Below are 21,518 nucleotides of genomic sequence, written 5' to 3' on the forward strand. Positions count from 1 at the left end.
CGTGGCCGGATCGGCCCGGAACGCCCGCCGCACGGCCTTCCGCCCGACCGCATCAATTGGGGTGCAATACTGTGCGTCCGCTCGGTTTTCATTCCCGGAGTCAGACCATGCAGTACACGATCGAACAGGCATCCGACCTCGGCGGCGTGATCCGCACCGCCCGGAACGTACAGAAATGGCGCAGGAACGACGCGGCCGGCACCGAGGCCCACGGATGACTGATCGCGCCCTCGTCGACCAGCTCGTCGCGCGGTTGACCAGCCGCACCGACCATCCGCACTTCACCGGCGCGCCGATCGACCTGTCGACGCTCGACGCGCACGCGCTCGGCGCGGTCTGGCCGGCCCTGCGCCGTGTCGAGTACGAGATCATGGTGCGCGACCAGGCATTCGAGGATCCGCGCGCCGATTTCGCGCGCTGGCTGCACCGGCAGATCGATGCGCTCGGACTCGTGCCGCTCGTCGACGCCGATGCCGCGCTCGAACTGTTCCGCGACATCCCGGCCGGCGGCTGGAAACGCGCGCTGGAGGAATTGCCCTGCCTCGACGCGCCGCCGTCGCCCGCGCTGCAGGCCGAACTCGCGCGCATCGCGGGCGAGCCGGAGGAAGGCGACGTGCGCACCGAGTCCAGCACGTATGGCGTGTATACGCTCGACCGGTTCGCCGGCCGCCGCGACTTCTCGGCGCGACGCGACGCGTATGCGCGGGCGCTGGCGGATTCGCCGTTTCGCGTGCGCGAACTCGACGTGCTGCCCGAACTCGGGCTGGCCGGGCTGCTCGCGCTGGCCGCGACGAACAACGGTTATTTCGCGCCGAGGCGGTTGTGGCTCGACTTGAGCGATCCGGCCGTCACGCTCGCGGAAGACGCCGCGTATGTCGCGTTCGCGCGCGATGCGCTGACGGAAGCCGCGCAACACGTGGCGGCGCTCCATGCGGGCGCCGTCCCGTACGAGGCCGATCGTGCATTCACGACCGACGACGCGCAGGTCGTCGCCCGCGCCGCCCGCGTGGCCGCCTATCGCGACGAAGCGTGGCTGCGCCCGCTGATCGGGCCGCTGCTGACCGGCGTGTGCGTCGCGCCGACGGCCGCGAAGACCGCGCCGTCCCAGTCGCTCGCGATCGCGCTCGGCCACGCGGTCGAGACGATCCCGACCCCCGAGGGCGTGCGCGCGTTGCGCGACGCACTCGCCGCCGTGCGTCACGCCGGCGTGCAGAAGAAGCTGGCACGCAACCTGAAGCCGGCCGAACGCGCGCTCGGCGAGCGGCCGCACACCGCGCTGCGCATGACGCTCGACGCAAAGCCCGACAAGAAGCAGCTCGCGATGCTCGCGACCTGCATGGAAGCCGGCTTCTGGCAGTCGATGACGCTCGGCCACGCCGAATGGCGCGAGCGCCTCGTCGATGCGCCGGCCGGCGCCGCGTTCGCGGCACGCACGATCTGGCACGCGCGCGGCCGCGATGGGTCGACGCAGTCGTTCATGCCCGAGATCGCAAAGGGCAAGGTCGTGCTGCGCGACGCGGCCGGGCACGCGATCGACATCGCCGGCGACAGCGACATCCGGTTATGGCATCCGCTGCTGGCCGATGCGGACGAGCGGCTCGCGTGGCAACGCGCGATCGTCGGCCGCACGCTGCGGCAGCCGGTCAGGCAGGCCTTCCGCGAATACTACGTACCGGCCGACGGCGACGCGTCCGCCAGCGATTCCGCAATGTTCGAAGGCCACGTGCTGTCGAGCCGGCAGCTGGTCGGCGTCGCGCGTCGCGAAGGCTGGTCGATCCGCGCGTACGACGACGGGCTCGTCCGCGAATTCGGCGACGTGCGCGCGACCTTCTTCGTCGATGCGCGGCTCTATCCGGGCTCGGAAAGCCACGGCACGTCGCGCCGGCTGCACTTCGAACGCCGGCACGACCGGCACTGGATACCGCTGCCGATCGGCGAAATCGATCGTGTGGTGTTCTCGGAGGTGGCGCGCGCGGTCGATCTGCTCGTCAGTGTCGCCGCGTTCGCGCTCGACGACGACACAACACGCGCGGCGACGGCCGCGCTCACGGTCGATCCGGTGCGCCAACGCGAGCGCGAAGCACAACGCTGGCAGCGCCTGAACCGGTTGTCGGACGTGCCGCTGGGCACGATGGCGCGGCATCGCCGGCACGTGCTGTCGCTCGTGTTCGCCGGGCCGGTGGCGCAAGGGAAGATGACGATCGATGAACGGCATGTGCGCGTCGGCGCGTGGTCGGTGCATTGCGCGACCGGGCGTGTGATGCGCGACGGCGAACCCGTCGATGCCGCGATCGAGCCGCCGCCGTCGCCGCTGCGCGCGGTGCCGTGGCTGCCTTACGACGAAGCGCTGCTGCAGCGGATCGTCGACGTCGTCGCGGGGTTGCTCGATTGAGCGGCCGCCGTCAGATCGAACCGAACAGCGCGCGCGGCCGGTCCTTCAACGTGCCGGCGAGAATCCGCAGCCCGTTGACGAGTTCGTCGCGCGAGGCCGGGCACGCGAGGTTGATGCGCACGCCGTGCTCGATCTCCGCGCGATCGACCGCGAACGTCGACGACGGCATCACGATCACGCCGCGCGCCTTCGCGTTCGCGGCGAAGTCGTCGGCGCGCCACGGCTGCGGCAGGCGCAGCCACACGAACATGCACGCCGGGTCGGATTTCAGCTGCCCGGCCGGCAGCAGCTCCCGCGCGAGATCGACGCGCGCGCGGATCTCCGCGAGTTGCGCGTCCATGATCCGCTCGGCGGTGCCGTCCTCGATCCACACGGTCGCGATCAGCATCGACGTGGGGGCCGGCATCCATGCGGTCGTGCGCACCGCCTCCGCGCACAGTGCGACGCTGTCGCGCGGGCAGCTCAGGTAACCGAGGCGCAGCCCCGGCGCGAGGATCTTCGACGTCGCGCCGATATGAAACGTCAGCTCGGGGCACAGCCCCGCGATCGCCGGCAGCCGGTCGCGCACGAGCGGGCCGTACACGTCGTCCTCGATGATCGTCACGTGATGGCGGCGCGCGATGTCGACGAGCGCCATCCGGCGCGCGAGGCTCATCGTCGTGACGGTCGGGTTCTGCAGGTTCGGCACGACGAAGATCGCCTTGACCGGCATGCGCTGGCAGATCCGCTCGATCTCGTCGGGCAGCAGGCCGTCGTCGTCGGCGGGCGCGCTGACGATCTCGAACTGGAACACCGGCGCTAGCGCCTTGAGCCCGTAATACGTGAGGCGGTCGGCCACGATCACGCCGTCGGTGCCGATCAGGCTGTTCAGCACCGCGTACAGCCCGTGCTGCGCGCCGCTCGTGACGACCACCTGGTCGCGCGACGGCGCGAAGCCCGGCGCGGCGAGCCACTGCGCGCCGGCGGCACGCGCCCAGTCGGGGCCCTGCGGTGGCTGGTATTCCTGGAGGGCGGCGAAACGCGGGTCGTTCGGCAGCGTGCCGAACGTCTGCGCGAGGCTCGCGAGAAACTCGCCGGTGGCCGGGCGGTTCACCGTCAGGTCGATCACGCCGTTGCCCGCCGCGAGCGACGCGCGGGCCGGCTCGATGCTCGGCATCGCACCGCCGGTGACGAGCGAGCCGCGCCGTTTGCTGCCGATCACGAGGCCGCGCAGCTGCAATTCCTTGTACGCCCGGGACACGGTCGATACGTTGATGCCGAGCTCGGTCGCGAGCTGGCGCTGCGGCGGCAGGCGGCTGCCCGGCGGATACATGCCGCTGCGGATTTCCTCCTCGATCGAGCTCGATACCTCGACATAGGTCGGCCGCTTCGCCTGCGCCGGCGCGCCGCCGTCGCGCTCGCCGGAAAGTTTGTCTGATGCCATTTATCGCCCGTGACCACACAAAAAGCGTTTGTCTGCCATTTTGACCTACCCAGCGATTGTATCCGACATCCCCTTCCCGTCAAACGTCAGTTGAAAAGTCTGTCGAATCAGTCAGTTGGAATCGGGCAAACACTAGCGCCACACAATCTCATTTTGATTGCACACAAAAAATTACTGTGTGATTCTTGATCGCAACTTTGTGTGAATCATGTGGACCGGAGGGAACGCGTCATGGCGAATGTCGCCATCGTGGGTGCAGGCTTCATCGGGCTCGGCGCGGCGGCATGGCTGCAGCGCGACGGGCATCGCGTGACGCTGTTCGACCCGGCCGGCATCGGCCAGGGCGCGTCGTTCGGCAATGCCGCGACGTTCGCGCCGTACGGCTGCGTGCCGGTGAACGGCCCGTCGGTGTTCCGCGACATGCCGCACTTCCTGTTCGCCGCCAACAGCCCGCTGCGCATCCGCTGGCCGTACCTGCTGCACGGCGCGCCGTGGCTCGCGCGGTTCCTGCTCGCATCGACGCCCGCGCGCCACGCACGCAGCGCGACCGCGCTGGCCGCGCTGCTGTCGCGCGCCGCCGACGGTTATGCGCCGCTGCTTGCACCGTCGCGGCTCGCGGCATTCGTGCGGCCGCGCGAATGCCTGTACCTGTATGCGCGGCAGGCGTCGTTCGACGCCGCGCAGCCGTCGCTCGCGCTGCGGCGCCGGCTCGGCGTGCCGTTCGAAACGCTCGACGCGAGCGCGATCCGCCGGCTCGAGCCCGCACTCGCGCCGATCTTCACGCGCGGCGTGCTGTTCGTCGGAAGCTGGCACTTCTCCGATCCATGCGGATTCCTCGGCGCCCTGTTCGCGCACCTCGCCACCGGCGGCGCCGCGCTCGAACGCGCGCGTGTCGAACGGATCGAGCCCGCCGGCGACAGCGTGAACGTGCATGCGGGCGGCGCCGTGCGCACGTTCGATCTCGTCGTCATTGCCGCCGGCGCCCGCTCGCGCGCACTCGCGGCCGCGTGCGGCGACACAGTGCCGCTCGATACCGAGCGCGGCTATCACGTGCAGTTCGGCGCGCACGAGCCGATCGTCTCGCGGCCGGTCGGCTGGGCCGAGCGCGGCTTCTACATGACGCCGCTCGACGAAGGGCTGCGCGCGGCCGGCACCGTCGAACTCGGCGGCTTCGACGCGCCGATGAATCCGTCGCTCGTCGCGCTGCTCACGCGTTCCGCGCGCGAAGCCGTGCCGTCGCTCGGCGCACCGACGCGCAGCTGGCTCGGCTTCCGGCCGACGCTGCCGGACGGCGTGCCCGTGATCGGCCGCGCGCGGCGCAGCGCGCGCGTGATCCATGCATTCGGCCATCAGCATCTCGGCGTGACGCTCGCCGGCATCACCGGGCAAATCGTCGCCGACCTCGTCGCCCAGCGCGCACCGCCGCTGGACCTCGCACCGTACCGGGCCGCGCGATTCTGACGCGCGCCGCGACTTTCACCACTGCAAGGAGGCATCCATCATGAATCGTCGTAACTGGCTGGCTTGGCTGGCCGTCTGCTCGATCGGCACGGTCGGCGCATCCGCGCAGGCCGCGGACCCGGAAACCGTCAAGATCGGCTTCGCCGGCCCGCTGACGGGGCCCGTCGCGCGCGTCGGCAAGGATCTGCAATACGGCGCGCAACTCGCGCTCGACGAAGAAAACGCGAAACATCCGACCGTGGGCGGCAAGCCCGTGCGCTTCGTGCTCGACGTGCAGGACGACCAGGCCGATCCGCGCATCGCGATCCAGGTCGCGCAGAAGCTCGTCGACGACGGCGTGGTCGGCGTGATCGGCCACTACAACTCGGGCTGCAGCATTCCCGCATCGGCCGTCTACAAGCAGGCGAACGTCGCGATGATCACGCCCGGCTCGACCAATCCGCAGCTGACGATGCAAGGCTTCAAGAACGTGTTCCGCACGATGGGGCACGACGGCGTCGGCGGCGTGGTGGCCGGCCGTTTCGCGGTCGAGCAGCTGAAGGCGAAACGGATCGGCATCATCGACGATCGCACCGCGTTCGGCCAGGGTCTCGCCGACGCGTTCGAGAAGGGCGTGAAGGATGCGCACGGCAGCATCGTGTCGCGCGAATACACGAACGACAAGGCCGTCGATTTCCGCGCGATCCTGACGACGATGAAGAGCAACAACGTCGACCTGCTGTTCTTCGGCGGCCTCGACGAACAGGGCGCGATGCTCGTCAAGCAGATGCGCTCGCTCGGCATCCGCGCGCAGCTGTTCGGCGCCGGCGCATTGAAAAGCAATGCATTCCTGAAGATTGCCGGCACCTCGGGCGAAGGCACGCAGGATCTCGAACCGGGGCCGGCGCTCGACAAGCTGCCGTCCGCCGTCGCGTTCGCGCAGCGCTACAAGGCACGCTTCAACCAGGATGTCGAGCTCTATGCGCCGTTCTCGTACGACGCGGCGCTCGCGATGATCGCGGCGGTACGCAAGGCCGATTCGCTCGATCGCGGCAAGATCGTCGCGAGCCTGCCCGGCGTATCGGTCACCGGCGTGACCGGAAAGATCTCGTTCGACGAGCGCGGCGACCTGATCAAGCCGCCGTACACGCTGTTCCGCGTCGAACAGGGTCAGTGGCACAGCATCCGCACGGTCGGCGGCGCGTCGAACTGACGCGCGGCGGCGCGACCGGGAACCACACCGTCATCGCGCCGCCTGCTGCCGCTGCACCTCCTGCGCTTTCATCTGCAGATACGCGCCGCGCTCGACCTCGTGCAGTTGCTGCGGATACTGCTCGGTCGCGTCGAACCAGCGCGCGAGGCGCTGGTCGAGCGGCTTGTCGAGCGTCGCGAGATACGCATCGATCGCGAGGTAGTAGCGCATCGTGTTGCGCTCCAGCAGCCCGCGCACGCCGCCGACGTACTGCGGCTGCGCGGCCGATCCGCCGACGTTCGTGAAGCCGACCTTGTCGCTGCCGACGGTCGCGAGGTAGGTCTTCATCGCCATGCGGCCGACCGTGCCGAAACCATACGAATACGTGAGATGCAGGAACGTGCGCGACGCGCCGACCGGCACGGCCTCCAGCGCGATCCGGTAATCCTTCGTGCCCATCGGGCCGCTGTCGGCGGTCAGGTCGACCTGGAAATAGTCGGGCGATGCGGCCGCCACGCGATAGCGGAACTGCACACGATAGGTGTCGGACAGCTTCTGCTGGATCTTGCGGCCGAGGTTCACGTCGAGCACCGGGCCGTTGCCGCCGCCCGATGCATGACAGTACTTCGTGTTCAGGTGCAGGATCAGCACCGCGCACCAGTTCGCGGGGCCCTGCGCGGGATCGTCGAGCTGGCCGCTCACGACCGCGAACGGATAGTCGACCACCGCGTAGATGTCGCCCTTCAGCGACGACGATGCTTCCGCCGATTCGAGCACCAGCGGCCGGTGAAACGCGTTGTCCTTCAGTTGCGCGCCGAGGCTGCGGTAACGGTCGAGCAGCGCCGCCGCATCGTCCGCGCCGAACGACAGCGCGCTCCAGCCCGTACACAGGGCCGCGACGAGCGCGTACCAGGCGCGGCGGGCGAGCCACGTGCCGCGCGGATGTCCGGATGTCTTCATTCTTGTGCTCCCGCCTGGCGCGCGATGGTCGCGCGCATGTGTCACAGAATACGCCTGGCCGCAGCGCAACATTGCACGCGAAAAGGCCGTTATCGACGCCGCTTCACCGGCACCGGCAACTGCGCGGCGGTGATCCGGATCAGCGCCGACAGCCATTCGCGATCGTCCCAGCGCTCGCCCGAGATGACGAGGTGCGGCTTCGCGCCCGGGTACGGCGAACCTTCCTCGCACGTGCCGAGAAACGCGCGGCCTTCGGGCGTCGGCTTGACGAACAGCCGATCGTCGCAGACGAGCGCCGCCATCTTGCCGTCGCAATAGATACCGTACTCGCCGAACATCTTGCGCGCCGATACCGTGCCGGCCGCCGCCATCTGCTCGACGATGAAATCGACTGTCCCCTGGCTCGATGCCATCCCTGCTCCTTGCAAAAGGTGTATGACCGCTGCGTGTGCCCGACCGTTCCGCCTGATCGGCGGATGCGCTGCGGTGCGTCATCCATTCGTCGGCGGAACGCGCATTCGGACGCATTCGGGCACGTGCAGGCATTCGCGGCCCGCAACACGCTGCGTGTCGTGACAGTCACATGACGGCGCGCGGCCGAGCGAGACGATCGCGATCGACGACGTAACAATGCGACAACGCCCGCCTACGAACGCAATGCCGACGGCGCGACGCCCAGCCAGCGATGAAAGCTGCGCCGCATGTTTTCGGTATCGCCGAAACCGCACTCGTTCGCCACGCGCTGCAGCGACGCGGCCCCGCTTTCGAGCGCCGCCCGAGCGGCTTCCACGCGCAGTTTCTCGACGGCCTTGGCCGGCGTGAGGCCGGTTTCCGTCTGGAACGCCCGCGCGAATTGGCGCGGGCTCATGCACGCCTGCTCGGCCAGGTCGCTCACGCGCAAGCGTGCGCCGAGATTGCGGCGAATGTGGTCGAGCAACGGCTTGAAGCGCCCTTGCGCGCTGTCCAGTTCGATCAGCGCCGAGAACTGCGACTGTCCGCCGGGGCGCCGGTAGTACACGACCAGACGTTTCGCGACGACGCGCGCCAGCCGCTCGCCGCGATCCTCGCCGATCAACGCGAGCGTCAGGTCGATGCCGGCCGTGATGCCGGCGCTCGTCCAGAACGGCCCGTCGTTCACATAGATGCGGTCGAGCGCGAGCCGCACCTGCGGAAACGCCCGGGCAAACCGCTCGCCGCAGCCCCAGTGCGTGGTCGCCAGCCGGCCGTCCAGCACACCGGCGGCGGCCAGCAGCAGGCTGCCCGAACAGACACTCGCCACCCGGATGCCGCGCGCCGCGCAGCGCCGCACGAACGCGCACGTCGCTGCGTCGGCCATCGCGGCATCGACGCCGTCGCCGCCCGCGACCAGCAACGTATCGAGGTCCGCCGCATCCGGCAAAGGCTCGGCGTGCCAGGTCACGCCCGACGAACTGCGCACCAACCCCGGCTGCGCCGCGACGATGCGAACCGCGTAATACGGTGCGCGCGCGTAGTCGGCCATCTCGAACGCGGAAACGGGCCCGGCGGCATCCAGCACCTGGAAACCGGGATACACGAGCATGGCGACGCGATGGGTCATGGCAGAAAGTGCGGGAGAAATGACATTGCGACGGACAGCGCGCGGCGCGATGCTACACGCCGCTCATACTTGGGGAGATCGTGATGGCCACCACGCCGTTCATCGTCGTATTCGCATTGTTCGATCATGTCACGCAGCTCGATTTCACCGGGCCGGACGAAGTGTTCTGGCGTCTGCCGGGCGCGCGGATCCGGCGAGCCTCGGTGCGCGGCGGATCGATTCGCGCGGACAGCGGCCTGACCGTTGCCGAGGTCGAGCGGCTCGCCGACATCGCGCACGCCGATCTCGTCTGCGTGCCGGGCGGGCTCGGCGTGATCGACGCGATCGCGGACGATGCATTCATCCGCGAGGTGCGCCGGCTCGCGCTCGGCGCCCGCTATGTTACCTCCGTGTGCAGCGGGTCGCTGGTGCTCGGCGCGGCCGGGTTGCTGCAAGGCCGGCGGGCCGCCTGCCACTGGGCGTGGCGCGACCTGCTGCCGCCGTTCGGCGCGATCGTCGACGAAGGCCGCGTGGTGCGCGACGGCCCGGTCGTCACGGGCGGCGGCGTCACCGCCGGCATCGACATGGCGCTCTCGGTGATGGCCGACCTGGCCGGCCCGGCCTACGCGCAAGCGGTGCAGCTCGGCATCGAATATGCGCCCGAGCCGCCGTTCGACTGCGGACGTCCCGAGCAGGCCGCGCCGGACATTCTCGCGTCGGTGTCCGCGCTGTTCGAGCGCGTGCGGCCCGATCGTCATGCGGTCGTGGCGCGTGCGGCGCAGCACCTTGCGCTACCCGACGCGAGCCGACAACCGGCATGACGCACGCGCGGCCCGTGCCGGATCGACGCGACGCCGTTACTTGTCTGCCGCAAACGCGCTCGACATCTGCCGCGCCCGCTTCACGTCGTCGCCGTGCAGGTAGATCGACGTCGTCGAGATCGACGCATGCCGCAGGTTGTCGCGCACGGTCGTCAGCTCCGCGCCGCGCGCCAACGCATGCGTCGCATGCGTATGACGCATCCAGTGCGGGCTCGCCTGCCGCAGCTTCTGCGCGAGCGCGGGGTTGTCGGCCTCGACCTGATCGGCCGTCTGCGTGAAGAAACGCTGCATCACCTTCCACAGCCGCACGCTCGTGATCGCGGCCGCGCCGTCTTCCGCGAGGCTCGCGATCAGCGGCGTATCGGGCCGCCAGCGCACCGGCGTGACCGGCAGCCGGCGTGCGACCAGGTAACGGTCGAGCGCCGTGCGCGCGAGCGGCGGCAGCGCGACGCGCGCGGCCTTGCCGCCCTTTCCGACCACCTTCAGCCACGCGTCGCCGTGCGCGTCCGTCTCGATGCCGCCGAGCGTCGCGCCGACCAGCTCGCTCGCGCGCAGCCCGGTCGCATAGCCGAAATCGAGAATGAAGCGCAGCCGTTGCGCGGCGGCCGGCGTCCAGCCCGACTGCGGCGCACCGGCCGCCGTGCCGGTGCGGAACTCGATCCCGTCGGCGATCGTGCGCACGAGCAGCCATTCGCCTTCGGTGAACGCGTGCGACGTGTCGAGTGCGTTCGCGCCGCGCGTGTCGCGCACCTTGACGCCCGCGAACGGATTCGCCAGCAGGTAGCGCTGCTCGATCAGCCAGCGAAACAACGCGCCGAGCACCGACAGCGTGTATGCCGCCGAACGCGCGGACAGCGCGCCCGAGAACGGCCGCCAGTCGGGCGCACCGCGCGGCCGCACGGGCCCGACCCAGCGTTCGTGCGGGCTCGGGCGCCGCACGAATGCGCGATACGCGACCGCGTCCTCGGTCGTCAGCGACGACAGCGCGCGGCCGCGCTCGACGATCGCCCACAGGATCAGCCGCTCCGCCTCCTTCCGGTACGCACGCCGCGTCGCGGCCGATTCGTGCAGCGACAGCCACGCGTGCACGGCCGCGTAATCGTTGTCCGCATCGAGCGTGCTGGTCGCACGCGGCGCGCGGAACGTGCCGGCCGAGCCGTCGACCTCGTGCGGCAGCTTCAACTGCTCCCACGGCACGATGCTGCCGCGCGGCGTCGCCGCGATCAGCGCGCGCGCCCGTTCGGTCAGGTCCGGATGCGCGGCGAAAAACGCCTCGATGTGCCGCGCACCGGCCACGCCGAGGCCCGCGATCGCACGCCACCACTGGCGCCGGCGCGGAATCCGCACCGTGAGATCGGCGAGCGTCGCGATCCCGTGCGCCCGCAGCGCGGCGACCGCACGCGCGGGCAGCCACAGGCCGACGTCGTCGCTGATCTGCGGGACCGGCGCGCGCGCATGACGCAGCAGTCCGATCGCTTCGGCGGCCGCCTTCGCCTCCCGAATACGCTCACCGTCGGGATGACCGAGACGCTCCGCGAGATCGGGCCGGCCGACCTGTCGCGCGACGCGCACGAGGCGGCGGCGAATCCCGCCGATCACGCCGCGCGCCGAGCGCCCTTCGCCGAGACGATCGGGCAGGTAGCGTTCGACGGCCTGGCGCACGGTCATGCCCGCGTACCATGCGCGCAGCGCGGCCAGTTCGTCGGCGTCGGGATAGCCTGCGGGCGCAGGCGCGGAATCGGAGGAAGGCAGTGAGGCGAGGCGCGGTTTCATGGGCGCCAGTTTGACAGAAGCGCGCGCGGCCGGATACGTCGCGCGCGGCGTTCCGGGGGCGGCGGGCACCTCGGCCGGGCACTCCGGGAGCAGATCGCGGCCAAGATGATCGCGCTGGCGATTGCCGAGCTGGACGAAGGCCGCATCGACACCGCGCTCGACGCAGGCAATTTCTCGGGCGACCTGTTGAACGGCATCGGCTACGACCTCGTCAACGCCGGCCTGAAGATCGATCGTGCGATGGCGATGATCGATGCGCGCCTCGCGCCGTCACTCGATGACCCGTATGCGCTCGACGGCAAGGGCTGAGCGCTCCATCGCCTCGGTCGCGACGACGAAGCGCTGACGCGGTTCGACCGGCCGATTCAGGATTCAGGGAGCGACGCCGCGCAACGCGTCACTCCTCGCCTTTCGCGCCCGGATTGAGCATCACGACGAAACCGGCCACGCCGACGACCAGCGCGACCGCGCCGCCACGCAGCGCCATCGCGTTGTCGAACAATAGCCCCGTCACGACGGCCATCATCCCCACGAGCGAGACGAACACGGCGATCGCCGCGACGACGATCCGGGATTGGCGGCGTATCATCGCGTCCCCTCCGGGTTACGCGGCCGCAGCCGCTACGTCGGCATCGTCGCCGCGAATCAGCAGCACCGGGCACTTCGAGCCGCGCACGAAGCGCTCGGCGACGCTGCCGAGCAGCACGCGCCGGATGCCGCGCCGCCCGTGCGTGCCGACCACCGCGAGATCGATCCCGCCTTCCTTCACGTAGCGCTGCAGGCGTTCCGAGATGTCCTCGCCGATGCTCTCCGTCTCGACGAGTTCGGCCTCGCCTTTCGCACCGGCGAGCGCGATGACCTGTTCGGCTTCGCGCAGTACCTTGCGCCCGTCGTCGCGCATTTCCTCGACGAGCGCGTGCGGATCGAAACGGCCCGCGTAAGTGAACAGCACCGACTTGTCGACCACATACACGGCACTGACTTGCGCGTCGCCTGCCAGCGCGACCTTTACGGCCTCGGCAAGCGCCAGTTTCGACGAAGCGCTGCCGTCGACGGCCACCATGATCTTCTTGTACATGCAAACCTCGCTGGGGTGAATTGCCGCGCGGCTGGGTGCGCGCGGCCCTGTCACCATCATCGGCGGACGGCGGGTTCGAATGTTGACGGCGATCAAGCGAGCGACCATGCCGGCTGCGACCGGCCGACGCAGGGCGCGGCACGTGCGCCGGAGCCCGCACCCTTGTGCGTCTTCGCGTATGCGGCGCGCGATACGCGTGCTTGTCGAACCCGCCGGCGCGCGACGGAATCCGCCGGGCCCGCGGCGGCCGCGCGCCGCCCGTGCGCACCGGAATCGAGCGGCCACCATGCCGAAGGCGCTATCATCGGATGTGCGACTTTCGTCCGGCCCTTATTTGCCGGCCCACTTTCAACTCGCTCAACCGACATGACAACGACTACCGAACGCGTGGACGGCGCCGCCCAGCATCTCGTCGCCGCCCGCCATGCCGGCTCGCCCGGCCCGCTGCTGCCCGATGCTCTGCGCCCCGACGACATCGACACCGCGCTCGCGATCCAGCAGCGCGTGGCCGACCTGCTCGGCGAATCCGTCGGCGGATGGAAATGCGCGCTGCCGCCGCCCGACCGCGTGATCCTCGCACCGATCTTCGCGTCGACGATCCGCGAGGCCGATGCGCCGTACCGCGTCGTCGGCGGCCCGATCGTGCGGATCGAACCGGAAATCGCGTTCGTGCTCGATCGCGACCTGCCCGCGCGCGAGCAGCCGTACGACGAACAGGACGTGCGCGACGTGATCCGCGAGGTGCGCATCGTGCTCGAGGTGCTCGGCTGCCGCTATGCGGAGCCCGCGCGCGCGTCGAAGTTCGAGCTGCTGGCCGACGGGCAATTCAACCAGGGGCTGTGCGTCGGCCCGGTCGTGCCCGACGGGCTGAACGTGCCGCTCGAGACGCTGGCGCTGTCGTTCGAAGGCGCGCTGAACCGCACGATCGACGGCCGCCATCCGGACGGCGATCCGCTGAAGCCGCTGGTGTGGCTCGTCAACTTCCTCGCATCGCGCGGCGACCCGGTGCGCGCCGGGCAGATCGTGACGACCGGATCGTACGCGGGCGCGATCGACGTGCCGCTCGGCGATGCGCTGACGGTTCGCTTCGGCGAGCTCGGCAGTTTGTCGGTGACGTTGACGGCCTGATGCACGCGGCGCGCGGGCACGGCTGACCGGGCCTGTCACTGATCGCTGATCGCTGGCCGCAGCGCGACGGCCGCGATCGTTGCGCGGCCGGGTTCGCGGCCGGTGTCAGGCGCGCGGCTGCGCGCACTGTCGTGACGGCAACGTCATCGCGGCCACGCCGGCAACGGCGCACGCGAGCCCGGGCCACGCCGATGCCGACCGCGATTCCCCGAGCAGCGCCATGCCGATGCCGATCGGCACGCGCAGACAGGCCTGCGCTGTCGTGCCGACCGAACCGAGCGTCTGCACGAGCCGAAAATAGATGACGAACGCGATCGCCGCCCGTGCCGGCAGCGATCGCGACGACGGATGAAGCGTCCACGGACGGTCGGCGGCGAGACTGGCAGGCACCAGCACGATCGCCCCGACGATCAGCGAGCCGGCGGGCGACATCCCCTTGAACGACCGCCCGTAGCACGCTGCGCCCCCCTGCATCTTCCGTACGACGTGATAACGTTGCACATCCCCGCGCGCACCGCGCCCTACCCCGTGGCATGCGCACCGCTTTCACGCCGATATCGAACATGTCGCTGACACCGCTTCCCGCCCTGCTCGACGAAACCCTGCGCACCGTCGTGCGCCGCTACCGGCTGCCGCCGCTCGACAGCGCGTCGTCGCCGGCCGACGCCGCGAACCCGGCCGCCACGCTTGCGATCGTGATCGAGGAAGCGCGCAGGATGCGAAGCGACGGGCACACGCCCGACGCGGCGCTGCGGCAGCGCTTCATCGACGCCCTCGCGCAGATGATCCGCGATGCGATGGATACGCATTCCGGCGATCCCGCGTTTCAGGCCGCGGTGCTGCGGCACGATGCGCCGAGCGTGCGCGAATACGCGTCGTTGTCGGCACACGCGGAGCAGGACCGTCGCGCGCTGCACTCGGCCGTCAACGCGATCGCGCACCCGGCCAAGCTCGAGCGCAGCGCCCGGCCGTGGCAACGCGACGGGCTCGCGCGGCTGCATGCGGCCGCCACCGGCGCGTCGTGGGCCGATCTGCACGACACGCTGCGGCACCTGCTCGCACTGCCCGACATGAAGACCGACCCGGCCTTCGAACAGGACATCGTCAAGCTGAAAGACAGCCCCGCGCTCGAACGCCTGCTGCGTGTCGACGCCCTGGCATCGGACGAGCACGTGCGCCGCTACCGTGCGCTGTGGGTCCGCCAGGGTCCGCTCGAAGGCAGCTCGGTCGCCGTTGCACAGGGCGTCGCATCGCAGCAGCGCGGCGCAGCCGTCGAAGCGCTGGCCGCGCAGGCGCTCGACGCGCTGGCCCGCAGGCTCGACGCCGTCGATGCACGCCGCACGTACCGGGTGGTGACGTCGATGCGCGTGCCGTCGTCGATACCGGGCCGGCACGATCGCGCGAAAACCGAATGGGATGCGATCCTGCTCGAACGCCCTCGCGGCGACGACCCGGCGCCCGCGTGGAACGTGCGCTTCCTCGTCGAAGCGAAAGCGTCCGCGGATGCCGCGACGACCGATCTGCCGCGGCTGCTGCGCGGCCTGACCCTGCTCGCGCAGGCCGACCCGGACACGATCTATTCGTTCGAGACGCACCAAGGCACGGTGCGCGTGCACGGCGCGTCGCTGCGGACGCTGACGACCGACGACGCCGCGCTGCAACGGGAAGTGCTCTATTGCTGCGATGCGTCCGCCGACGCGACGCCGCGCCTGCTGGGCGCCGCGAGCCGCATGCAGTTGCTGTCGGCGCAAGCCAGCCTCGAGTACGCGAGCGCGCTCGCGCAACAGCCGCACACCGTTCCCGACGGCCTCGGCGTCGTCTGGCACGCGCTGCTGACGATGCCGCAATGGCATGCGGTGCTGCACCAGTACCCGTCGTTGCGGCAGGTCCGCGAGCTGATGGTGGCGATCGACGACTTGCGGGCCGCGATCGACGAGGTCGATGAAGGCGGTGCGGCCAGCAGCGTGTACGCGTGACGCACGAAACGAGCCGCCGCGCGGCGGCCGGAACGCGCGGCCCGCTCAGTTGGTGAGCACGCCGAACGGCAGCGTCCATCCCGCCAGCCGGCCGCCATCCGCCCATCGATCCCCGGCCGCATCGCACGGCAGCAGAATCGGCGCGGCCGCGCATTCGAGCGTTTCCTTCGGCGTATGGCCGAACTCCGCCTTGAACAGCCGGTGGAAATACTTCTCGTCGGGAAAACCGTGCGCCCACGCGATCTCCGCGATGCGCTGATGCCGGCGCTGCGGGTCGCCGAGCACGTGGTACGCGTGACGCAGCCGCCGCCGCGTGATCTGCCGCATCACGCCGCCGTCTTCCTTGAACAGCTGGTAGAGCCGCGCTCTCGACACGCCGATGTCGCGGCAGATCCGGTCGGGATCGAGGTCGGGCTCCAGCAGATGCACGTCGATGTAGCGGCGGACCCGCTCGGCCAGCGCCCCGTCGATCGGGCCGCGTGCGTCGTGCAGCGCCTGAGCGGTCGGGGCAACCGCCGCGGCGAGCAGCAGCAGCATCGACTGGACGATGCTCGGGATCTCGTGCGTGCGCAGATTCGGCAGATTGCGGAACAGCGACAGCATGTGGTCGCCGAGCAGCCGCCCGACGCCGCTCGTCAGCGTCTGCCCGTGCGCCTGCGCCGCATGGCTCGGCAGCAGGTACCTGGGCACGACCAGGCTGATCACGTCGCCGGCCTCGACCCTGCAGTCGTTGATCTGCGCGACGTCGTACACGAACACATCGCCGGCGCCCTTGACCAGTTCGGGCCCGCCGGTGTGGCTGGCCATCCGGCCACCGAGCAGCAGCGTGAAGCGGATCGAATCCTGTCCGTCGAGGCGGATCCGCCGCGTGGTCCGATGAACCCGGTAGGCCGGCGCGCGCGATCGCCAGTGGCGGCCCGACAGGATCAGCGGGCCGAGTGCCGCACCGCTCGCTTCCGCGTCGAACACGCCGTGGCCGCCGTCGTCTTCCAGGCGGCAGTCGCACAGCATGTCCTTGACCCAGACGTGGAACCTGTCCCGCTCGGGGTAGTCGATGGTGCGAAACTTGAAAACGGGGACGAATGCCGCTTGGTCCATGACAGTGTTTTTATCGAGCCGACACGAGAGGATAGATCGGTTCGTCGATTATCGGACCAAATTGCGCCGGCGCAAGGCCGGCGCGGCACATCGTCCACCCAGGCGGTCGACGGGCGCCCCGCGACGGGCGCCGTCGTCGTCGCGGCCATCAGCGTTGCGGATGGCATTCCCAGTTGTTGTACGTCGGCCGATCGATCGGCGTGAGCCCCGGAATCATGAACACCGTACAGCCGAAGCGCCGCCCCTTGCCGGTCGTCGCGTCGTAACTCACCTTCTGGCCACCGAGCCCGTCCTTCTTCCCGTACTGCACGTTGGCGATCGTGATCTCGTCCGACGACGCGAGCCCGAGCGTCTTCGCGGTCGACGTCTGCACGTCGACCATGTTCATCTGCGTCGAACCGCACGCGGACAACACGAGGCCGGCGGCCGCCGCGCCCAGCGCCGTCCGCAAGGTGACGGCGCATTGCAGGATCTGCTTCATGGTTTCTCCTTCGAATTCCCGGTGGGGCACGATTACGAGCCCGGCGTAAAAAAGCTGGACTGGATCTGGCTGCCGACGTTCGCGACGAACGATTGCCAGACGAGCGCCATCGCCCCCGCGGCATTGACGGCCAGCGCCGGCCATGACCCGTCCTGCGGATCCAGCGTCGACGTGCTCCACGCCCCGTTCCGATAGCCGGCCACGAGGAGGAGCGACGCGTTCGGTGTGCCCGTGTCCTGCCAGGCGACGGTCACGTTGCCGGCCGCGTCGATCACCAGCGGCGGGTACTGGAGCGCCGCCCCGTTCAGGTGTTCCGTCAGCCGCTGCAGCGTCCCCCAGTTTCCGCCGGCATCGGACACGCTCGCCTGCAGGACCGCGCCCCCTTCCGCCCACATCGCGGCGGCTACGCCGTTTTCGTTGACGGCGAGCATCGGCGTCGCGATGAAACCCGTCGGCTCGACGATCGCCGGCGCAACCGGCTGCGAGGGCTGCCATCCGGTTCCGGCGACGTAGCGCTGCGACATCGTGGCGGTGTAGATCTTCCCGCCCGTCACGTCGAGTTGCCCCCAGAGCAGCGTGATGTTGCCCTTCGCGTCCATGCCGGCGACAGGCGAGATGATCGTCGTGAACAGGCTCGTATTCGATACGGCCTGGTTGACGTTGGTCCAGCCGTTGGTCGCGTCGTAGGTGGCCGTCCACAACGCCGACTTCGTATGGTTGGTCTGCCGCCACGCAAGCACCGCGCGGCCGGACGACAGGACCGACAGCATCGGCCTCACGTTGTCGGTATCGCCGGTCACCGCGCCCGGCCCGGTCTGCACCGGCATCTGGACCAGCGCCGTCGGCGACCACTGTCCGGCCTGCGTATAGCGCGTCCACGCGATGCGCGTGTCGAGCAGGCTGATCGACTGTGTCCATGTGACGAGCGCGTTGCCCTGGCTGTCCATGCCGGCCGAATAGGACGAACCGGCCATGTCCGGCACCAGTGCGACCGGGGTACCCCAACCGCCATTCGGGGTGTACGGGCGTGCCCACAGGGCGTACGTGTTGGGGCCCGGCGTCCACTCGGTCCAGAATGCGACCGCCTGCCCGCTCGCGTTGCCGACCAGTTGCGGCTGCACCCCGGTCAGCGAATTCATCGCATGCGAACCGTCGCTCGTGTCGAGCCGCGTCGCGCTTCCCCAACCCGAGCCCGGCACATAGCGCGCGCCCCACATCTCGTTGCCGGTCGTGCCGGCCGTGCCGTTGGTCATCCAGGTGGCGAGCGCGTTGCCGCTCGCGTCGATGGTCACGCTCGGCTCGCCTTCCGGCCCCTTGCCGTCCACCGCGGCGGCCTTCGACCAGCCGGCCTGCGGCTGCGTGGTCCCGCCACCCGTCGGCCCGCCATTCGAGCCGCCGTTCGAGCCGCCGTTCGAACCGCCGCCGGGCGAGGTCGAACCGGAAGGTGAACCGGGATTGTTCGGCGACGACAACGATGCGCCGCCGTTCGTGGCAACGTCGTCACCGCCGCATGCGGACAGCGCGAGCGCGGCTGCCATGACCATCCATGCAATGGGTTTCATCGGAATCCTCTTTTTCTCTTTCCGGCGTACTCTCGTCTGCCGTTCGCCGACACGCTGTACCGCACCGATCGGCTTCTTGATAAGCAATGCTATTGAACAGGCACGAAAACCGGCGTCCGTTCGCCCCCGTCATGCTCGGCTCCGCCGTGCGGATCGATGCGAACACCGCCCTCGGCAGACCGCCCCCGTCGGGCAGCGAGGACGACGACCGACGTCTATCGTCGAAGGTCCGTCGCTGCCGGCTGCATCTTAATTCAGGCGGTCCGGATTCAAGGTGGCGATGCGTCCACACTGAGTGGACTTCCATTTCGCCGGCCCGCCTGCGCGCGCTCGCGGCCAGGGCCGCGGGTGCGGTACGATACGCGCCGGGGCGAAACGCCTCACCTGAGAGACCCGGCCGCTGCGGCCCCACACCCGGCACAAGAAAAAAATGCCCAGAAACCCATTGCTGCACCGACACCTGTTCGCCGCGCTGGCGGCCGGCCTGTTCTGGATTCCGGCTGCCCATGCCAGCGGCGACGATGGCTGCTACGCGCCCACCACGCTCCGGCAGACCGCCTACTCGTGCGCCAACCTGCCGATGCTGAGCCCCGCGAACGACACGCGCATCAACGCGATGCTGATGATGGTCGACAGCGCCAAGGTCGCGCAGGCGTTTCCGGACCCGAAGACGATCCCCGCGAAAGACCGGATCAACCAGATCATCGTGCCGTTCCCGATGGACTTCTCCGGGTGGATCTACATCGGGCAGAAGGAGCCTGACACGACCGCCAAGGCCGACAACGCGGCGGATGGCGACGCGTCGTCGAACCGCTACGCCGACGGCGAAGGCAGCATCTGCCGCAGCATGAACTCGGGCGCCGACGCGTTCAACGACGCACTGGGCGGTGCCGGCGGCCTCCCCGCCGACGAAGCCGCACGCCTGCGCGCGGCCCGTGCCGACATCGCGCAGAAGACCTGCGCCGCCGGCGCCGCGAGCGCCGCGTGGACGAAACCGCCGGTCAAGTCGCCGCTCGGCCAGCAGTTCGCCGCGTATCTCGACGGCACGAACGCGTTCTACCGCGCCGACTTCCTCACCGCGACCCGGGCCTTCGCGAACGCGTCGCACAGCGCGAACCCGTGGCTGAAGGAAACCGGGCTCTACATGGCCGGGCGCGCGCAGCTGAACGCCGCGCAGGCCAACGTGTTCGACAACGACAACCCGACGCCGTCGCTCGACCGCGTGACGAAGGTGTCGCTCGACGCCGCGAATACGGTGTTTCGCACCTACCTGAAGATCTATCCGCAGGGACGCTACGCGACCTCCGCGAACGGGCTGTTGCGGCGGGTCGCGTGGCTCGGCGGCAACGTCACGCAGCAGGCCGACCTGTACGGCCACGCGCTCGCGCGCTGGTCGCCGGCGACGTCGAACGTGCCGCTGATCCAGCTGGCGAACGAACTCGACAGCAAGCTGCTGTTCGGCTCGGAATTCGACGCGCGCCAGATCCAGTCGCCGACCGTGCTCGCGACCGTCGACCTGCTGCGCATGCGCACGTCGGACAACAGCGATTCGAGCCGCAGCAAGCCACTGACCCTGGACGAGCTGCAGGCGCAGAAACCGCGCTTCGCGAACGCACCCGCGCTCTACGACTACCTGCTCGCGACCTGGTATGTCCAGATCGGCCACAAGCCGGACGCCGCGCTCGCCTTGCTGCCGCAGGCGCCCGCCGAGCCGCTCGACTACTTCGGCCTGAGCCAGCAGGCGCTGCGCGGGTTCGCGCTGGAGGATAGCGGCCAGGCCGACAAGGCGCGCCAGCTGTGGCGCGACCTGATCCCGCTCGCGAAATTCCGCTTCCAGCGCGAGGCGCTGGAACTCGCGCTCGCGATCAACCTGGAACAGGCCGGGCTCGTCAACGACGCGTTCGCCGACGATTCGCCCGTGCAGAACGCCGCGATCCGCGCCGTGCTGCTGCGGCGCGCCGCCAATGCGGACCTGCTGCGCGCGCAGGCACAAAACCCCGCGGCCGGCGGCGCGCTGCGCGACACCGCGCTGTACACGCTGCTGTACAAGGAACTCACGCGTTCGCACTACGCCGAGTTCATCGCCGATGCCGCGCTGGTGTCCGGCACGCCTGCCGATCCGTTGAAACCGTTCGTCGCGTCCGGTGCGAAAACCGAAGACGGCTACACGTGCCCGTCCGCGCGCGACATCGCGGCGATGCTCCAGCAGAATCCGGCCGACGCGAAAGGGTTGAACTGCCTCGCCGAGTTCGTGCGCGTCAACCCGCTCACGGCCAACCTCGAAGGCGATGTGGTGCCTCCGTGGATGCGCAACGCGTCGGCGGCGAACGCCGCGCGCGTGCCGCCGACGCTCGGCGCGGCGCCGTCGCAGTTCGCGGGCAAGCCGTACGAGCGGATGTCGAGCTACGTGACGGTGATGGCCGATGCGCAGGCGAACCCGAACGACCGCGCGTATGCGTACTACCGCGCGATCAGGTGCTACGCGCCGGCAGGCTCCAACGAATGCGGCGGCAAGGACGTGCCGAAGAACGTGCGCAAGCGCTGGTTCGATACGCTGAAGGCCAGCTACGCGGGCAGCGTGTGGGCGCAGAAACTCCGCTACTACTGGTAAGCGCCGCGTGAAGCGTGTCGCGTAT

At 69.7% G+C, this 21,518-nt stretch carries 19 protein-coding genes; 8 read left to right on the forward strand and 11 right to left on the reverse strand.

Going from position 1 to position 21,518, the window contains the following annotated elements; genetic code table 11:
* Window positions 1-214: 214 nt before the first annotated feature.
* Window positions 215-2,392, forward strand: coding sequence for a DUF4132 domain-containing protein (locus APZ15_RS37040; RefSeq protein ID WP_027792440.1), 2,178 nt, complete (start codon window positions 215-217; stop codon window positions 2,390-2,392).
* A 10-nt stretch (window positions 2,393-2,402) separates the two neighbouring features.
* Here the strand turns inward: APZ15_RS37040 and APZ15_RS37045 are convergent, their stop codons facing one another.
* Entirely contained in the window at window positions 2,403-3,815 is a 1,413-nt protein-coding gene (locus tag APZ15_RS37045) for an aminotransferase-like domain-containing protein (RefSeq protein ID WP_027792439.1), read from the reverse strand.
* Window positions 3,816-4,046: 231 nt separating this feature from the next.
* Between APZ15_RS37045 and APZ15_RS37050 the strand changes: the two genes are divergently transcribed.
* Together APZ15_RS37050 and APZ15_RS37055 are read left to right on the forward strand one after the other, a co-directional pair.
* Window positions 4,047-5,276, forward strand: a complete 1,230-nt coding sequence (locus tag APZ15_RS37050) for an NAD(P)/FAD-dependent oxidoreductase (protein WP_027792438.1) — start codon at window positions 4,047-4,049, stop codon at window positions 5,274-5,276.
* 40 nt (window positions 5,277-5,316) lie between these two features.
* Entirely contained in the window at window positions 5,317-6,468 is a 1,152-nt protein-coding gene (locus tag APZ15_RS37055; RefSeq protein WP_027792437.1) for a branched-chain amino acid ABC transporter substrate-binding protein, read from the forward strand.
* Window positions 6,469-6,498: 30 nt separating this feature from the next.
* Here the strand turns inward: APZ15_RS37055 and APZ15_RS37060 are convergent, their stop codons facing one another.
* The 3 genes from APZ15_RS37060 to APZ15_RS37070 all read right to left on the reverse strand — a co-directional run bounded on the left by APZ15_RS37060 (window position 6,499) and on the right by APZ15_RS37070 (window position 8,986).
* Window positions 6,499-7,407 carry a hypothetical protein gene (locus APZ15_RS37060; protein WP_027792436.1) on the reverse strand — a complete coding sequence of 303 codons (909 nt, stop codon included), beginning with the start codon at window positions 7,405-7,407 and terminating at the stop codon, window positions 6,499-6,501.
* Between the two features lie 89 nt (window positions 7,408-7,496).
* Window positions 7,497-7,820, reverse strand: coding sequence for a TfoX/Sxy family protein (locus APZ15_RS37065; RefSeq protein ID WP_021157895.1), 324 nt, complete (start codon window positions 7,818-7,820; stop codon window positions 7,497-7,499).
* A 233-nt stretch (window positions 7,821-8,053) separates the two neighbouring features.
* Complete coding sequence (locus APZ15_RS37070; protein WP_027792435.1) at window positions 8,054-8,986, reverse strand: GlxA family transcriptional regulator; 933 nt, start codon at window positions 8,984-8,986, stop codon at window positions 8,054-8,056.
* A gap of 83 nt (window positions 8,987-9,069) precedes the next feature.
* On the opposite strand from APZ15_RS37070, the gene APZ15_RS37075 reads away from it, so the two are divergent.
* Window positions 9,070-9,786: a DJ-1/PfpI family protein gene (locus APZ15_RS37075; RefSeq protein WP_027792434.1), complete on the forward strand. Its 717-nt coding sequence runs from the start codon at window positions 9,070-9,072 to the stop codon at window positions 9,784-9,786.
* A 36-nt stretch (window positions 9,787-9,822) separates the two neighbouring features.
* On the opposite strand, the gene APZ15_RS37080 is transcribed toward APZ15_RS37075, so the two are convergent.
* The gene (locus tag APZ15_RS37080) at window positions 9,823-11,559 is read right to left on the reverse strand and encodes a site-specific integrase (RefSeq protein WP_027792433.1); all 1,737 of its coding nucleotides are present in this window, start codon (window positions 11,557-11,559) and stop codon (window positions 9,823-9,825) included.
* Between the two features lie 105 nt (window positions 11,560-11,664).
* On the opposite strand from APZ15_RS37080, the gene APZ15_RS37085 reads away from it, so the two are divergent.
* A complete protein-coding gene (locus APZ15_RS37085; protein ID WP_027792432.1) occupies window positions 11,665-11,868 on the forward strand; it encodes a hypothetical protein in 204 nt (67 codons plus the stop codon).
* Between the two features lie 88 nt (window positions 11,869-11,956).
* Here the strand turns inward: APZ15_RS37085 and APZ15_RS37090 are convergent, their stop codons facing one another.
* Window positions 11,957-12,148 carry a DUF2964 family protein gene (locus APZ15_RS37090; protein WP_021157890.1) on the reverse strand — a complete coding sequence of 64 codons (192 nt, stop codon included), beginning with the start codon at window positions 12,146-12,148 and terminating at the stop codon, window positions 11,957-11,959.
* Window positions 12,149-12,163: 15 nt separating this feature from the next.
* Window positions 12,164-12,637 carry a universal stress protein gene (locus APZ15_RS37095; protein ID WP_027792431.1) on the reverse strand — a complete coding sequence of 158 codons (474 nt, stop codon included), beginning with the start codon at window positions 12,635-12,637 and terminating at the stop codon, window positions 12,164-12,166.
* A 366-nt stretch (window positions 12,638-13,003) separates the two neighbouring features.
* Between APZ15_RS37095 and APZ15_RS37105 the strand changes: the two genes are divergently transcribed.
* Window positions 13,004-13,765, forward strand: a complete 762-nt coding sequence (locus APZ15_RS37105; RefSeq protein ID WP_027792430.1) for a 2-keto-4-pentenoate hydratase — start codon at window positions 13,004-13,006, stop codon at window positions 13,763-13,765.
* 105 nt (window positions 13,766-13,870) lie between these two features.
* Here the strand turns inward: APZ15_RS37105 and APZ15_RS37110 are convergent, their stop codons facing one another.
* Window positions 13,871-14,239 (reverse strand): hypothetical protein, encoded by a 369-nt coding sequence (locus tag APZ15_RS37110; RefSeq protein WP_174543647.1) that lies wholly within the window; start codon window positions 14,237-14,239, stop codon window positions 13,871-13,873.
* Between the two features lie 89 nt (window positions 14,240-14,328).
* On the opposite strand from APZ15_RS37110, the gene APZ15_RS37115 reads away from it, so the two are divergent.
* Complete coding sequence (locus APZ15_RS37115) at window positions 14,329-15,741, forward strand: hypothetical protein (RefSeq protein ID WP_027792429.1); 1,413 nt, start codon at window positions 14,329-14,331, stop codon at window positions 15,739-15,741.
* 45 nt (window positions 15,742-15,786) lie between these two features.
* On the opposite strand, the gene APZ15_RS37120 is transcribed toward APZ15_RS37115, so the two are convergent.
* From APZ15_RS37120 to APZ15_RS37130, 3 genes are all read right to left on the reverse strand, one after another.
* Window positions 15,787-16,839 carry an AraC family transcriptional regulator gene (locus tag APZ15_RS37120; protein ID WP_027792428.1) on the reverse strand — a complete coding sequence of 351 codons (1,053 nt, stop codon included), beginning with the start codon at window positions 16,837-16,839 and terminating at the stop codon, window positions 15,787-15,789.
* A 148-nt stretch (window positions 16,840-16,987) separates the two neighbouring features.
* The gene (locus tag APZ15_RS37125) at window positions 16,988-17,320 is read right to left on the reverse strand and encodes a hypothetical protein (protein ID WP_034196211.1); all 333 of its coding nucleotides are present in this window, start codon (window positions 17,318-17,320) and stop codon (window positions 16,988-16,990) included.
* 32 nt (window positions 17,321-17,352) lie between these two features.
* Window positions 17,353-18,882 carry a hypothetical protein gene (locus tag APZ15_RS37130; protein WP_027792426.1) on the reverse strand — a complete coding sequence of 510 codons (1,530 nt, stop codon included), beginning with the start codon at window positions 18,880-18,882 and terminating at the stop codon, window positions 17,353-17,355.
* A gap of 430 nt (window positions 18,883-19,312) precedes the next feature.
* Here APZ15_RS37130 and APZ15_RS37135 point away from each other — a divergent pair, with 430 nt between their 5' ends.
* Window positions 19,313-21,493, forward strand: a complete 2,181-nt coding sequence (locus APZ15_RS37135; RefSeq protein WP_027792425.1) for a PA5441 family protein — start codon at window positions 19,313-19,315, stop codon at window positions 21,491-21,493.
* The last annotated feature ends 25 nt before the right edge of the window (window positions 21,494-21,518 follow it).

It is taken from the genome of Burkholderia cepacia ATCC 25416 (assembly GCF_001411495.1).
Lineage (GTDB): Bacteria > Pseudomonadota > Gammaproteobacteria > Burkholderiales > Burkholderiaceae > Burkholderia > Burkholderia cepacia.